This window comes from Aquimarina sp. RZ0, assembly GCF_008370685.1.
Classification (GTDB): Bacteria; Bacteroidota; Bacteroidia; order Flavobacteriales; family Flavobacteriaceae; genus Aquimarina.
Genome location: NZ_VTZU01000034.1, coordinates 62,008 through 76,443, shown reverse-complemented (window position 1 = coordinate 76,443; position 14,436 = coordinate 62,008). Strand labels below are relative to the sequence as shown.

At 31.6% G+C, this 14,436-nt stretch carries 18 protein-coding genes; 9 read left to right on the top strand and 9 right to left on the bottom strand.

Going from position 1 to position 14,436, the window contains the following annotated elements:
• Positions 1-291: 291 nt before the first annotated feature.
• The 6 genes from fabD to F0000_RS14170 form a co-directional block, all read right to left on the bottom strand.
• Positions 292-1,173 (bottom strand): ACP S-malonyltransferase, encoded by an 882-nt coding sequence (gene fabD / locus F0000_RS14195; RefSeq protein ID WP_149625383.1) that lies wholly within the window; start codon positions 1,171-1,173, stop codon positions 292-294.
• An 82-nt stretch (positions 1,174-1,255) separates the two neighbouring features.
• A complete protein-coding gene (locus tag F0000_RS14190) occupies positions 1,256-2,011 on the bottom strand; it encodes a LytTR family DNA-binding domain-containing protein (RefSeq protein WP_149625382.1) in 756 nt (251 codons plus the stop codon).
• On the bottom strand, positions 1,995-2,453 hold the full coding sequence (locus tag F0000_RS14185; RefSeq protein WP_149625381.1) for a hypothetical protein: 459 nt from the start codon (positions 2,451-2,453) through the stop codon (positions 1,995-1,997). Before F0000_RS14185 ends, F0000_RS14190 begins: the two co-directional genes overlap by 17 nt.
• 12 nt (positions 2,454-2,465) lie before the next feature.
• Positions 2,466-3,872, bottom strand: a complete 1,407-nt coding sequence (locus F0000_RS14180) for a tetratricopeptide repeat protein (protein WP_149625380.1) — start codon at positions 3,870-3,872, stop codon at positions 2,466-2,468.
• A gap of 542 nt (positions 3,873-4,414) precedes the next feature.
• Positions 4,415-4,897, bottom strand: coding sequence for a dihydrofolate reductase (locus F0000_RS14175; RefSeq protein ID WP_149625379.1), 483 nt, complete (start codon positions 4,895-4,897; stop codon positions 4,415-4,417).
• Positions 4,898-4,911: 14 nt separating this feature from the next.
• Positions 4,912-5,358, bottom strand: coding sequence for a 2TM domain-containing protein (locus tag F0000_RS14170; protein ID WP_149625378.1), 447 nt, complete (start codon positions 5,356-5,358; stop codon positions 4,912-4,914).
• 67 nt (positions 5,359-5,425) lie between these two features.
• Between F0000_RS14170 and F0000_RS14165 the strand changes: the two genes are divergently transcribed.
• The 8 genes from F0000_RS14165 to F0000_RS14130 all read left to right on the top strand — a co-directional run bounded on the left by F0000_RS14165 (position 5,426) and on the right by F0000_RS14130 (position 11,555).
• A complete protein-coding gene (locus F0000_RS14165) occupies positions 5,426-6,517 on the top strand; it encodes an aminotransferase class V-fold PLP-dependent enzyme (RefSeq protein WP_149625377.1) in 1,092 nt (363 codons plus the stop codon).
• Between the two features lie 636 nt (positions 6,518-7,153).
• Entirely contained in the window at positions 7,154-7,474 is a 321-nt protein-coding gene (locus tag F0000_RS14160; protein ID WP_149625376.1) for a hypothetical protein, read from the top strand.
• Positions 7,471-7,782, top strand: a complete 312-nt coding sequence (locus F0000_RS14155; RefSeq protein WP_149625375.1) for a hypothetical protein — start codon at positions 7,471-7,473, stop codon at positions 7,780-7,782. Before F0000_RS14160 ends, F0000_RS14155 begins: the two co-directional genes overlap by 4 nt.
• 160 nt (positions 7,783-7,942) lie before the next feature.
• The gene (locus tag F0000_RS14150) at positions 7,943-8,440 is read left to right on the top strand and encodes a hypothetical protein (protein ID WP_149625374.1); all 498 of its coding nucleotides are present in this window, start codon (positions 7,943-7,945) and stop codon (positions 8,438-8,440) included.
• Positions 8,441-8,664: 224 nt separating this feature from the next.
• A complete protein-coding gene (locus F0000_RS14145; RefSeq protein ID WP_149625373.1) occupies positions 8,665-8,961 on the top strand; it encodes a hypothetical protein in 297 nt (98 codons plus the stop codon).
• Between the two features lie 62 nt (positions 8,962-9,023).
• Complete coding sequence (locus F0000_RS14140) at positions 9,024-9,875, top strand: T9SS type A sorting domain-containing protein (protein ID WP_149625372.1); 852 nt, start codon at positions 9,024-9,026, stop codon at positions 9,873-9,875.
• Positions 9,876-10,152: 277 nt separating this feature from the next.
• Positions 10,153-10,500: a hypothetical protein gene (locus F0000_RS14135; RefSeq protein ID WP_149625371.1), complete on the top strand. Its 348-nt coding sequence runs from the start codon at positions 10,153-10,155 to the stop codon at positions 10,498-10,500.
• A 485-nt stretch (positions 10,501-10,985) separates the two neighbouring features.
• Positions 10,986-11,555 carry a hypothetical protein gene (locus F0000_RS14130; RefSeq protein WP_149625370.1) on the top strand — a complete coding sequence of 190 codons (570 nt, stop codon included), beginning with the start codon at positions 10,986-10,988 and terminating at the stop codon, positions 11,553-11,555.
• 64 nt (positions 11,556-11,619) lie between these two features.
• Here the strand turns inward: F0000_RS14130 and F0000_RS14125 are convergent, their stop codons facing one another.
• A complete protein-coding gene (locus F0000_RS14125; RefSeq protein WP_149625369.1) occupies positions 11,620-12,297 on the bottom strand; it encodes a class I SAM-dependent methyltransferase in 678 nt (225 codons plus the stop codon).
• A gap of 365 nt (positions 12,298-12,662) precedes the next feature.
• Between F0000_RS14125 and F0000_RS14120 the strand changes: the two genes are divergently transcribed.
• Positions 12,663-12,959: an isoamylase early set domain-containing protein gene (locus F0000_RS14120; RefSeq protein WP_149625368.1), complete on the top strand. Its 297-nt coding sequence runs from the start codon at positions 12,663-12,665 to the stop codon at positions 12,957-12,959.
• Between the two features lie 206 nt (positions 12,960-13,165).
• Here the strand turns inward: F0000_RS14120 and F0000_RS14115 are convergent, their stop codons facing one another.
• On the bottom strand, positions 13,166-13,447 hold the full coding sequence (locus F0000_RS14115; protein ID WP_149625367.1) for a DUF427 domain-containing protein: 282 nt from the start codon (positions 13,445-13,447) through the stop codon (positions 13,166-13,168).
• 14 nt (positions 13,448-13,461) lie between these two features.
• Positions 13,462-14,436 carry an L-histidine N(alpha)-methyltransferase gene (locus F0000_RS14110; RefSeq protein ID WP_149625366.1) on the bottom strand — a complete coding sequence of 325 codons (975 nt, stop codon included), beginning with the start codon at positions 14,434-14,436 and terminating at the stop codon, positions 13,462-13,464.

Sequence of the window (14,436 nt, the reverse complement as noted above, 5' to 3'; positions counted from 1 at the left end):
TTATATATTAGATTTGAAGATCGAGTGGCACTTGATTTAGCGACCAAGCCCCAGGAGGGCTCTGGGAGCTAGCTCCCAGAGCCCTCCTGGGGCTTAACCCTGAGACAGGGTTATAATTACACTTCCGATTGTATAATTGTATAACATAGTTACGGAATTTATAAGCAAAGTACTTAGACTTTAGAAAAACGAGACAACAAGCTACATTTTATAGTTAAGTTGATATCAGGATTTTATTATAGTAAAAAATCCATATTCTCATAACTAGTGTTTGTTCTGAAACCCTACTAACTAAATCGTTGCAGAAATCGTTTGCAGAGATCTATCCACTTTCTTCACTAGTCCGGATAATACTTTACCAGGTCCTACTTCTGTAAACGAAGTAGCTCCATCGATTATCATATTTTTTACACTCTGTGTCCATTTTACAGGTGCGGTTAATTGTGCAATCAGGTTCTTTTTAATTTCTTCTGGATTCATTACTGCTGTAGTCGTTACATTCTGATAAATCGGACAGCTTGGAGTTGCAAAGGTGGTAGCTTGAATCGCTGCCGCCAATTCTTCTCTTGCCGGCTCCATCAAAGGAGAATGAAATGCTCCGCCAACCGGTAATACCAAAGCTCTGCGGGCACCTTTCTCTTTCATCAATTCACAAGCTTTTTCAATAGCTTCTATCTCCCCTGAGATAACCAGTTGGCCAGGACAATTATAATTAGCAGCAACCACTACTCCATCAATTTCTGCACACGTCTGTTCTACCACTTCATCTTCTAATCCTAGAACTGCTGCCATCGTAGAAGGCTGAATCTCACAAGCTTTTTGCATAGCCAACGCGCGTTTGGACACTAACAACAAAGCATCTTCAAAACCTAATGTCCCATTAGATACTAATGCCGAAAATTCACCTAATGAATGTCCCGCAACCATATCCGGTTTAAAATTAGTGTCTAGTATTTTACTAAGAATAGCTGAATGTAAAAAAATAGCAGGTTGTGTCACCTTTGTTTCTTTTAATTCATCTGCAGAACCTTCGAACATAATTTTAGTTATCTCAAAACCTAATATATCGTTAGCTTTATGAAAAAGTTTTTTAGCTTCATCAGATTTTTCATAAAGATCTAAACCCATTCCTGAGAATTGAGCTCCTTGCCCCGGAAATACATATGCATTCATATTACTATTCTTTTAAAATTTTGACAAAAGTAATGATTATAATATTATAGACTGACTGGAATATTATCACATCAAAAATTCGCTATTTGATTTTAAAAACTTCAAAAATACCAGCCTTTCTAGCTTTGGATATAGAAAGTTTTTTACCATCATCCATCACTACATAACCTCCATCTGATTTGCTAATACGAGCTATATGTTCTCTACTAATAAGACTCGAGTTATGAATCCTCAAAAAACCAAAATCTTCTAAGAGAGCTTCATAATACTTTAAGTTTTTCGATGCTAAAATTGTACGGTTCCCTTTAATAGAAAGGTTTGTGTAACTTCCATCTGCAAGGCAATACAGAATAGAATCGATTGATAACATCCCGTATCCATCAAGGGTAGGAATAGATATCTTATTAAACTTGTCTTTTTCTAATTTTAATTGACCTATTAATTCCTTGGCATTATTAGCAAAATATTTGTATTCCAAATTAGAGAGTAATCGATTTATTGCTTGTTTAAAATAATCAATATCTATAGGTTTCAGGAGGTAATCAATCGCCATAAATTTAAAAGCCTCTAACGCATGGTCATGGGCAGAAATAAAAATAATCTCAAAATCAATTTTTCTTATTTTTTCTAAAAACTCAAAAATACTGCGTGTTCCTATCTGGATATCTAAAAAAGCAATATCGATTTTATGTAAACGCAGTTGCTGTTCTGCTTGCTCAAAACTTTCTGCTGTAGCCATAATTTCTATCTGAGGATAAAATGCTTCAATAAGTGATTTTAAATTTTCGACTCCATTGAGTTCATCATCCACTATCATTGCATTAATTTTTTTGATCATACTGATTTTTTAGAGGTAAGGAAACTATTCCTTTTGTTCCAATTGCATTTCCTGAGCTATCGAATAAATCTTCCATCTTATAAAATGCTTCTTTATATCCGGATTTTCTGAGAATTTCTATTCGTTGTTTTGTATTTATAGCACTGATCCCCTCAAAATTTTGAGGACGTTTCTTTTTTATTTGTTGTGCTGCTTTTCTTCCTATCCCATCATCTCCTATAATAACTTGTAAACTGCCATTCTTAACAAAAATCTCTAATTGTACTTTACCTCCTTCTGGCTTATTGCTAATTCCATGAGTAATAGAATTCTCAATCAATGGTTGCAAAATCATAGCCGGTATATACGGGTTTTTTTCCAGAATATCTTCTGATACCTGTAATGAGAATTCTAATTTATTTCGAAATCGAATTTTTTCTAACTCAACATATACATTTATCAAATCCAATTCTTTTTATAACCGGATAAAGGAGGTGTTTGAATTATCGAGAATTAATCGAATAGATTTCGAAAATTTACTCAAATAATTATAAGCTTCAAATTTATCAGCTTTTAATATAAAATTTTGCACTCCATTAATCGTATTGAATATAAAATGCGGGTTCATCTGGGATCTCAATGCAAATAACTTAATCGTTGATAATTCCTTCTCATTTTCTGCCAAATTTGTTTTATTCTGAAAAATAAAAAAGGAAATCACACCTAGTATGATTATAAAAATGATACTGGAGATCCATATAATTCTTTCGATATTAGATTTGAACTGTTTTTTATCTTCTGCCTTTTCTTTAGATAATGATGCATATGCTACATCTTTTTCTTCAATTACTTTTGATGACTCTATTTTAACTACTTCTTCAGAAAAATTTTCATCATTTACCCCTTCTTTTACTACTGTGTATTTTTCAAAATAATCCAGAGCCATTTTATAATTAGCTGTTTTTTTATATAACCTATACAAATCCTGATATGCTTTTATCATGGATTCTCTAAACTTATTTTTTTCTGCTATCGACACTGCTTTGATAAGGTTTTTTTCTGCTTTTTTAGTGTTCCCCAGAGCACTATGAACATTTCCGACTATTCTATATGTGTCAGAAAACTGGCTATCAAACAACTTTGCTGTAGGAATTTCTAAACATTTATTGGCGTACTCCAAACTTAACTGATATTTTTTCATTTTGTAATAATTAAAAGCCAAGTTGTTATAAGAAGCTTTTATTTTATTCTGATATGTAATATTTTTTGATAATTCTTTCTTTAATATTTCTTCATACAATAGGTTAGATGCCTGATAATTCCCTGTCTGGGTTTCTAAAACAGCTAAATTGATCAAACTTGCTATTTCTTGTTTAGGTCCTAAAGCTGCTGCCACTTCTATCGCTTCGTTATATATTTTTCTGGATTTATCATTTTTTTTAGTTGTGAGATACAGTATCCCCAACCTATTTAGTGCTTTATGTTTTTCTGGACTGGGTTTTTTATCAAGATAATAATAATAATAATAATAATATGCTTTTGTAAGATGGACGAGAGATTTTTGATAAGAACCCTGCCGCTGATAAAGCAAACCGAGATCTGATTGTATATCAGCTATTATGCGTGTATCTTTTTGATCTTTTGCATTCCGTAAAGCTCTCTCCAGATAATTTTGGGATTTTAAAGGTTTTTCTGTAAACATATAAATCACCCCTAATCTTTTTAAACTTTTAGAATACAGAGAATAGTCTTTTAAAGATAAAGATAGCTCTTTTGCCTCTTGTGCATATACCAATGAGGAATCCATATCTATATCTTTGTAAAATATGCTTAGATCGTATGAAGCTTTTGCCTTTTCTATACCTTCTTGCCTGTTATACACTGAAAACAGGCTATCTTTTATTTCTCTTTTGGGATCTAATACGATTTATAACTAAAAATTTCGCATATTCATCGTTTCTTTTTCCTTTCTACTTCGTTTAAAAAATAAACCGTAGCTATAGCTATGCTTGATTTTTTTGCCTTGCATAAAGAAAAAATAATTCAATGAATTTATACGAATTTTTTAATCACAAATCGTATAAATTATCTTGAGCTAAACATTCTATTGGTAAAAAAAAACAATCAACAGGAGTATGTAATTCGTCAAAAAGTTTAAACCAAATCTTATATAATCATTAAAAAGAATGACTTATCATACTCAAATTCTGACATTTAACACGTTTAAACTAATATCAAAAAAACAAAAATAATTCAACTAAAAAAATAAATCCAATAAAAATCTTACTGATTAAAAAAAGGTTTTTTGAATTTCAGTTGCCTTTTATCTTATCCAAATCTTAATCTCTACTACCTAAAATGTGCCTGGCTATACTGAACTTTTCTTTTTTGCCTAAGAGTATGTTTGATAAGAATAACATATATTTATTTCTTTTTATATGTAAAATATGTGAATGCATATTTATGTCGTTCATCAGCAGTATGTAATTCTTCCTTTTCAATTGTCCAGATTTCTGGGTCGATCTCTGGAAAAAAAGCATCTGCCTCAAAACTTCCGTGAACTCTTGTTAGTTCGATACAATCAGTATAGTCCATCCCGATTTTATAAATCTCTCCTCCTCCAATGATAAAAGGTTGTGGATCATCTTTTGCTATTTTTAGAGCTTCATCCATAGAATGTACTACAACCACTCCTTCTGGCTTATAGTACTCATTTCTGGTAATAACCACATGAACTCTATTAGATAATAGCTTAGGAAAAGACTCAAATGTTTTTCTCCCCATTATAATATGATGCCCAATGGTTAGTTCTTTAAAACGTCTAAAATCATCAGGCAAATGCCATACTAAATCATTATCCTTACCTAAGGCATTATTTTCTGCTGCTGCTGCAATCATTGTTATCATAAAAGAAGATAGTTTTATTGAGTTTCCTGATTCTGATTCTCGGATTGAGGTGATACTATTTTGTTCTTTTTGTTTACTAAACCTTCTTTAGGGTTCATTAATTCTACTTCTTTTTGAATATTAGCGATCTCCTTTTGTTGTTTTGCAATCAATCTTTCCATCTGGCGATCTGTCCATTCTTTTCCCATAAACTTACTGAACAACCAAACGTTACAAAAATGTAGTACAAAAAGAAATGCCCATATAAGAATAGCTATTACAAACCAATCCAATCCCAAAAACAAACTATCTTTTCCAAATCCAAGAACCAGATTAAGAATAATCATAAAAACTGATCCTACTACAAAAAGGATAAAATGCTGAAAAAGTCTTTTTTTCTGAATAATGCGTTTGCGCGCATGCTCAAACAATTCGCGCTGCTGCGCATCAATTTGTGTAGTTTCTTTTCTTTTTGAAAACATTTTAATACTAACTTAGTAATCCCTAAAAGTAAAGATAAAGGTTTTACCTAAAAGCCAACGACAACCTATGAATAAATTAAGAAAAGAGTTCCCGGTCTTATCCCAAAACACCTATTTAAATACTGCCTCTTCAGGATTGCTATATGATTCTCTACTAGAATATAGACAAGTGCATGATTTAGATTTTTTAATAGGAGGAAGCACCTTTAGAAATAAACAAAGTTCGTTTCTTAACACTGTGAGGCAATCCGTTGGTAATTTTTTTGAATGTTCTTCTAAGGATGTAATTCTTACTCAAAACTTTTCTTTAGGGCTAAATACAATCCTACATGGTCTGGACACTACCAAAAAGGTATTGCTACTTGATCAGGATTATCCATCTGTTAATTTTTCATTTATCAGCAAAGGTTTTAACACTTGCTATGCAAAAGTAAATGTAACTATGGAGCAAAATATAGAAACTATAATAGAAGAACAGAAACCAGATATTTTTGCCTTCAGTTTGGTTCAATATATAAATGGTATTACTATAGATCTAGATTTTATCAAAAGAATAAAAACAAAATACCCCAATATGCTTATCATTGGGGATGGCACACAATTCTGTGGTACTACAGTTTTTAATTTTAACAATTCTGGTATTGATATTTTGGGGTGTAGTGGATACAAATGGTTGCTAGGAGGATACGGTAATGGTTTTCTATTATTTCAGCCTGGAATAGCAGAAAAAATCTCTCCCGAGCTTTATAAAAAAAGTACGAAAGAAACAGACTATGACGCTTCATATACAAGCTTACGAGCTAGGTTTGAATGCGGACATATGGACACGTTGAATTTTGGAAGTTTACAATACTCTTTAGAATTTTTATCTAAAATCGGACTTCCTGTTATCGAAAAAAAAATCCAGAAGTTAGCAAACTATGCCAAGGAAGAATTCATAAAATTAGATCTTTTAGAAAAAGCTGTAGTACAAAGAAAAAATCATAGCTCTATTTTTAATATCAAAGGAGACAATCATCTTTTTAACACACTACAAGACAACAATATCATTACCTCTCTTAGAGGGCAAGGTATCCGTATAAGTATACACTTTTATAATACAAAAGATGATATTGATCGCTTACTTTCTATTCTAAAAAACGAAACTACAAATCTATAACTGCTTATCCTTATGAATATAAATATCATCTACAAACTCATATAGTCTATTGAACCTCATAAATATAGTAATTACAAAACCATTATCATATGAACTGAAAATTTACATTACTTTTGAAAAAACATTACAATTTTAACAATTAAGCTGTGTTTTAAAAATTAATTTCCCCTAGATTTTTAATTAATATAACAAAATCCTAAAAAAACCACTTTTATATGTATTTGTAAAGGTGACTATAGAAAGGATTACGTTTACTAAGTATCTACATATATTTAGAAAAATAATAACGTAGTCATTGAAAATAGGTTTTTAGGATTAAACATTATTTTTATGAAAAATCTATATATTACTTTCTACAATTTTCCGGCTGTTCATCTTACTTATATACCGTACAAACACTATTTTTCTAGCAGCAATTCTTTAAAAAGTTCTTCTCAGTCTCAAATAAATAAAGCTGCGATCGTCATCAATAAATATTTACTTATAAGGACTCATATATCACTGATACATTAACGTAACCACAGTAAACAGAAGACCACTCCTTTATTCAAATAATTCAAATTATAAGACTCAACAAACTCAACCCACAAACTCAACCCACAAACTCAACTTACAAACGTTATTACCTCAACTATTATGAAACAAGCAATTAAAAATGTAGTACTCCCTATTCAACTTTCAGTTGTGTTATTCGTCTTTTTCAACACCTATTCCCAAACAATTGCTAATAGAGATACTTCCCAAAAAACAGTTGTTAATTCTTCTTTTGGCAATGCAAAATCAATTGGTATTGAAGACAAAACACTTCATATTTCTGGAAGTTTTGTAGTAGACACTGTAGAAGAATTATTAAAAGTTGTAGATCAGGCAAAAAAAAGCGGAGCAAATACAGTATTATATTCTGATACTAAACTCAATAGCTATGGACTGCAAGCAATACCTAGGATAGAGAAATGAGAAAATTTGCTGATGGTGTGAAATCTAGAGGTATGAAACTCAATTTTATTACAATAACTATAGGGTTTGCCGGATCACTAATCGCTACAGATCCAAATCTGACAACTGGATATCCTATACGCAAACAATTACTGAGAGCTACCGGAAATGAACTAATCCCCATAAATTCTGCTACAATTGTTAATGGTGGTTTTGAAAATTTTAATGAGAACACTCCTGATAACTGGGGGTTTCAAGACACCGCAGGGAGTAATACTTTTATAGACACAGCTATAAAACATAGCGGTAGAGCTTCTAGCCAAGAATAATGAAGACTCAAGAATTTTTACAACTTTTGATGTAAAACCATTTCACCACTATACATTGCGGTTTTGGATTAAAACAAAAGATCTAACAGCCTCTAATGTACTTGCACTCTTAAGAGATTAGAATAATAAAGAACGAAATCTTACTAATTTAAGGATGTCATTGCCAAAACAAAACGGAGGTCGATCATATTTTAACAGTCCTAATAAGCTCACAACAACTGGCTGGGAAGAAGTACGTATCGCATTTAATAGCCTGAATGCAACAAAAGTAAATCTTGGATTGACTGTTTTTGGTGGTAAAAACGGAACTATTTGGTGGGATGATATTTCTGTCATAGATACTCCTTCTCTTAATTGGTTAAATAGAGATGATTTACCAAAATCCATCAAAAACACTAACAGAAGAAAACTCACTTTTGGAACAGATGTAAGAACCCCAAAAGATGATAAACTAGGAATATCAGGGCATACAGGAGCATTTGACACACATCATCAGCCACCGAGTATAAGGATTACTAATACTGGTAATATAAAAGAAGGAGATATAATAGAGATTAATGGATACCATGCGCTCCCTACGGCCAATGATCAGGTATCAGCATCATGGAACCATCCCGAAATATATAGAAGAATGCGTCAGGTTCATCAAAAGCTTTAGAGTATGTTTAAAAACCCTTCTGCCTGCTGGTCATTACTTTGACAACCTTGACTTTACTTCAAATAAACAACATATCTCGATATGTCGTCGATTTGAAGTGTCGTCAGAACACCAAACTACTGACAATCAGTTTGCATTGTTTTTAAACATGCTCTTATACTGATTTTAGACCAGATGGATTCTTACTCAATTATTCTGAAATAAGAACTGGAGGATGGGAACCTTTGGATACACGAATCGGCACTTCGGGAGCTGCCCTAGCTAATAGTATGCAACAATCGTTTAAAGATTTATTTGAAGTTGCTCCTAGTGCTGATTATTATTTCTGGAGTGATATGATAGACCCAGAACACAATGCCATTGCAGATTATTATCAAGTAAATAACACATTAGATCAATCCTGGAAAACTATAGACCCTAATAAAGTTACCTTGGCTACCTGGTGGGAAGGTCAAAAAATCACGGATAAAGGACCAAAATCATTAAAATTCTTTGATGATTTGGGTTTAAACAAATTCTAGGGGCTTTCTATGATGAAGATGTTACGAATAACTATAATCGTTGGAAATCAGCTGCACAAGGTGTGAATGGAATTAAAGGAAGTATCTATGCTACTTGGGTACGACCCCGAAATTTTAATGAAATAGCACCTTTTGGAGCATTATGGTGGCAAGGAAAAGATACCAGTACAGATATTTCCGGAAAATTCTGGAGAATAGAAAATAAAGCTTCCAGACAGCGGATCCGAACCAGAAACTGTAGTGGTAATAATTCACAAATTGCTCCTCTTGTACAAACAACTATAAATAACACTGGTAATTGTACAATGTTTGAATTTATCCCGACAGATGATGGATATTATTTTATACAAAACAAGGCAACTAATGGACGATATAGACCTAAGAACTGTAGTACTATAACAAATGATTCTGTAGAAATTGTACAAGTAGGTTCAAGTTCTTTTGGCTGGTGTGAGCAATGGAAACTAGTAGAAACTACTGAAAAAGGATACTTTAGAATTCAAAATAGACAAACCGGCGGATGGATACGTTCTCAGGGATGTTCTGGTATTGGTGATGACTCTGTACCTATAACTCAAGTATCTACAGGATACACTGGAAATTGTACGCAATGGAAACTTATTAGAGCAACAGAAAAAGATAGAGCTCCAGAAGAAAATAGTACTGCAATACAGGTATATCCCAATCCGGCAGATAACCAGTTTATCATAGAAGCTCCTAATGCGCTAGAGGACATACAGCATATTAGAATCTACGATATTCAGGGTAGACTGACTAAATCAATCACCAAAGATTTTATAGATAGTACTAATGTGAGTCTAGACACACAAACATTAGCAGAAGGAATGTATCTACTTTCTGTTAACTTTTCTAATAAGGAAACACAAAATTTTCAATTTATAGTGAAACATTAAACTCAACTTGAACTTTATCAGACATATAGTTAACTCAGTCCGAAAAGTTTTCAAAAACTCAACTCGCAAAGAGCATACGTGCTTCGGGTCAAAATAATTCGATAAAGTGTATGCTTTTTTCTTGGAATAACTTTTTGAAAAAAACAAAAATGATAAACTTATGCTTCTATGCAATCCAGTATATGCTGACTTCCTTTGGTTCTAAAAACACTTCTTTATTACTTCTTCATTTGCATACTGCTCCTACGATATTTACATAGCAACCACGAGTCCAAAAATGCCATTTAACAGAAACAAATGGGCATTAATTTTCGAACCTACATATAACAATTTTAAATCAGAAGCTGAACTTGCAAATCAAACTGTAAGAGTTGATTACAAATCAATAGAATTCCACACTGGAACAAGGTACTACCTCTTCATTAATAAAAATTCTAAAGCGTTCCTTAATGGGTTATTCATTTTTGATTTGGACAATGATTCAGAAATTGAGTTTGAGTATGGAGGAAACTTAAAAATTAAATCAAAAAATAATTTAGCCCTTGGATTAGGCTATAAATTTAAGGATAGATATAGTGCAAAATTAAGATATCAAACAAGTAGAGAAGTTTTAGGCAACCTATAACCTGGGATTCTGATTATCAAACAATCTCTATCATATTTGGATATTCAATATTCTAAAAACATCCCATAATAGAATAAAAATAATGTATCTCTAAACCTTTTACAGAATCATTTGAAAACATTTAATTCTTCTAACTCTTGCCATACAATCAATATTAAGACTAACCGATAATCTGACTGTTTCAACAAAATATAGTTTAGATTAAAAAAAAAGAAAGAAAGAAAAATTTCTATTTTTTTATTATTTAGATTTGGGGAAAATTCAGAATTAAATTTTAAAAAAAAGACAGCTACACATTAGAGTATGTTTAAAAAGAATACAAATTGAAAATCAATAGTTTGAGATTCTGAGGACACTTCAAATGATGAGAATATCGAGATATTTTAGTTATTTGAAGTAAGCTCACGGTTCTTAAAATATTTGTTTTCAGGAAGTAAGGTTTTTAAACAAGCTCTTACCAAATAATTACCCTAAACCAAACATTTATGAAAAAATCTATAATTACTATATTGTTGATATCAATTGGATTTATGTCTTGCAAAAATTCCGAAGGAAAAATTGACAAACTCGAAATTGCAAAAAGGTACTACCATATCCTTAATAATTCTAATCACTATGGATTAAGTCCTTTGATAGCTGACAGTATAGTAACTATAGAAAGTGATTATAACTACAAGCAGACATTTTCAAAAAATGAATATATAGAATGGCAGAAATGGGATGCTGTTTTTGAACCGACATATGAAATTCTTCAAATTGAGCAGCACGATCAAATTATCAAAGCAAAGATTTTAAAAATGGACAAAAGAATCTTTTTTCTTCAAGAAGAGCCATTTATAACAAACCAGACTATACGCTTTCGAAATAATAAAATAAGTGCTGTAGAAACAAATTATGTGAATTTTAAAGAAAAGATCTGGGGAAAAAACAAAAACGAACTTGTAGGCTGGATTGACAAAAATCACCCTGAATTAAATGGATTTATATACGATCAAACAGAAAAAGGAGCTCTGAGATATCTAAAAGCCATTGAATTATATAAACATAGAAAATAACACAGTATTACAACTTCGTAAACTTCATGAATAAAGTAATACTAGTTATCAATACAAATCGAAATTAAAAAACTCGATATAGTGTAGTGACAATAACACCTTCATAATCATTTAAACTAATTGACAATAATTGTTGTTTTTCTTTTACTTTAAAATTAAATGGTGGAGCCAATATATCTAGTCCACTTTGTTTTTTTAGCCGTATTCCCTGCCCCGAAATTATATCTTTATTGGGGATAAAATTTCCTTCTGGTATATGTTCTGTTAAAACTACATAGCTAAAGGCTGCTAACTTATTTACTATACGTTGTACTTCTGCATTTGATAAATGTTGCAACACTTGTCTTACTAAAGCACAGTCGCCACAAGGCAAATTATCAACTGCAATATCCAAACAATGGAATTCTAAATTATCACCCTTAAACTTTTCTTTATTATATTTTATAAGATCATTTACTATATCTATCGCCACATATTTCTCAGTATAAGCTACCAATTCTTTTCCTACATTAAAATCTCCACAACCTAAATCACATACTGTCATAGGCGTGCTAAAAGATGTAAAAAACGATATTAAAGTCTCTATATAGGGATTTACGATCTCCGGATGGTGCGATCCTGCACCTGAATAAAAGTTAGAATGGTTATCCCCCCAAAGCTTCATTTTATAAACCTGCTCCATCGCATCTTTAGTCGGCCAGGGTTTCTTTATTCTTCTGGTTTGATTTTCTTTCTTTCTCATCATTACACTCTCAACACAAAACTATCTAAATCCAAACACAACAGTTAACACCCATTAAAATCATATTCGCAATAACTAATTAGAGTGATATAAGCTTGTTTAAAAACCAAAAAAAATGCTTTCTTTCTGGTTTTCAAAACCTTACTAAGGTAACAAAAGAACTTATTGATCTTTCTCTTTATAAGACAAAAAAATAGAATTGATTACCAAGTTTCATTTTGTCACTATATCGTTATTGTTAACATTTTATTGTTAATTGTTGATTAAATTATTGAAAATATGAGAGTTCAGTTTTTAATAATTTAATATTTTGTTTTAATTTCACTAGATATTTACTTTATTAAATCAATACTAAATCAAAATTTATGGCTATTACAAAACAATACTTAAAATCCAAACCTATTTGTAAAGTTACTTTCACGGTTCCTGCAAAAGAAGCAACTTCTGTACATGTCGCTGGAGAATTTAATGAATGGAATACCGAGGCTACTGCTTTAAAAAAATTAAAGAACGGTACTTTCAAAGGAACCCTTGATTTACCTAAAGATAATAAGTTTCAGTTTAAGTATGTCGTAGACGGACAATGGACCAACGAAGCAGAAGCTGACGGATATTTATGGAATGAATTTGCAGCTTCAGAAAACAGTGTATTAGAATTGTAATATGCTTAACTATATAATTAGTGTCTGGTCGGAACTACAGCAAAATCAAATTAGTATCTTTTTGCAAAATTTTGATTTATTTTTAATTGTTTGATGCTATGCCATCTACTTCAAAAAATAAAGTCTAAATTTTGTCAAAAATCTTTCAAATTATAAAAATCGTCTACTTCTGACCAGACACTAATGAAGGAAGATTGAGGTTGTAATTATCCTACAACCTCTACTCCTTTCCAAAAAGCTACGTATCCTTTTATTTGCTTAGCAAGATCACTGGTTTCCGGGTAATACCAGGCTGCATCTTTGTTTTCTTGCCCATCTACCTGTAGTGTATAATAGGATGCCATTCCTTTCCAGGGACAATTAGTATGGGTCTCACTAGACTTAAAAAACTCATTTTTAATTGATTCAGGAGGGAAGTAATGATTATTCTCTATTACCTTTGTTTCGCTACTCTCTGCAATCACCTGATTATTCCATATTGCTTTCATATCTGTAATTTTATTTATATTATTTTCTTAAATAAGTAATTTTTATAAAAGCTATTTGTATCTGTAAACGATTGTATTATTTCTAATCCAGAATCCTTAGCCAACCATTTTACAGTATCATCATCATATTTTTGAGAAATTTCTGTATGTATACTTTCCCAAGCCTCAAAATGCACTTGTAATGATAAACTATCAATATCTACGGTCGTTTTTTTAGTACTTACCAAATAGCTTTTTGCAGTTCCGCTCTCCGGATCATAAACTTCCCAATGAATAAAAGCTTCTAAGTCAAAATTAGCTTGAAGTTCTCTATTTATTCTGGTCAGTATATTTTTATTAAAAGCTGCTGTAACACCCATTTTGTCGTTATACGCATCCAGAACTTTCTGAGGGTGCTTTTTTTGATCAAATCCCATGAATAACAAATCATCCGGATGCATAACTGTATTTAGTTTTTTCAAAAACTTGATAGCTCTGGGGTGTTGTAAGTTTCCAATATTAGACCCTAAAACCATTAGTACCTTTTTCTGATCACTCATATGCTGTAATCTATCCAGAACTTCAAAATATTCACCTATTTGTCCTTCTACACTAAGATCTGGCAATTCATCATCAAAATTCTCAACCAATCCATCAATTGCATTTTCACTTATATCTATTGGATGATAGGTCACATCATAATTTTTCTTTAATAGCTCTTTTAGTAAGACCTTAGTTTTTTTACCATCTCCAGCACCTAATTCTACTAAATTAAATCCTTCTCTTTTAGAATCAAAACTATGTATAATATCAGTTTTATGAGTTCTGAAAATATTATATTCGGCATTGGTGAGATAGTATTCTGGCAATGCCATTATTTGTTGAAATAATTTATCCCCGGTTTCATCATAGAAAAACTTAGACGACAAATATTTTGGAAAGGCCGTTAAACCTTCGTGCACTTCTTTACTAAAAGTACAGACTAGTACATTTTGATCTTTGGAATTCAT

Excerpts from the sequence above, each read along its gene's own strand:
- fabD (WP_149625383.1), bottom strand. The coding sequence starts at position 1,173 with ATGAATGCATATGTATTTCCGGGGCAAGGAGCTCAATTCTCAGGAATG.
- F0000_RS14190 (WP_149625382.1), bottom strand. The coding sequence starts at position 2,011 with ATGATCAAAAAAATTAATGCAATGATAGTGGATGATGAACTCAATGGA.
- F0000_RS14175 (WP_149625379.1), bottom strand. The coding sequence starts at position 4,897 with ATGATAACAATGATTGCAGCAGCAGCAGAAAATAATGCCTTAGGTAAG.
- F0000_RS14170 (WP_149625378.1), bottom strand. The coding sequence starts at position 5,358 with ATGTTTTCAAAAAGAAAAGAAACTACACAAATTGATGCGCAGCAGCGC.
- F0000_RS14165 (WP_149625377.1), top strand. The coding sequence starts at position 5,426 with ATGAATAAATTAAGAAAAGAGTTCCCGGTCTTATCCCAAAACACCTAT.
- F0000_RS14160 (WP_149625376.1), top strand. The coding sequence starts at position 7,154 with ATGAAACAAGCAATTAAAAATGTAGTACTCCCTATTCAACTTTCAGTT.
- F0000_RS14155 (WP_149625375.1), top strand. The coding sequence starts at position 7,471 with ATGAGAAAATTTGCTGATGGTGTGAAATCTAGAGGTATGAAACTCAAT.
- F0000_RS14135 (WP_149625371.1), top strand. The coding sequence starts at position 10,153 with ATGCCATTTAACAGAAACAAATGGGCATTAATTTTCGAACCTACATAT.
- F0000_RS14130 (WP_149625370.1), top strand. The coding sequence starts at position 10,986 with ATGAAAAAATCTATAATTACTATATTGTTGATATCAATTGGATTTATG.
- F0000_RS14125 (WP_149625369.1), bottom strand. The coding sequence starts at position 12,297 with ATGAGAAAGAAAGAAAATCAAACCAGAAGAATAAAGAAACCCTGGCCG.
- F0000_RS14120 (WP_149625368.1), top strand. The coding sequence starts at position 12,663 with ATGGCTATTACAAAACAATACTTAAAATCCAAACCTATTTGTAAAGTT.
- F0000_RS14115 (WP_149625367.1), bottom strand. The coding sequence starts at position 13,447 with ATGAAAGCAATATGGAATAATCAGGTGATTGCAGAGAGTAGCGAAACA.
- F0000_RS14110 (WP_149625366.1), bottom strand. The coding sequence starts at position 14,436 with ATGAATTCCAAAGATCAAAATGTACTAGTCTGTACTTTTAGTAAAGAA.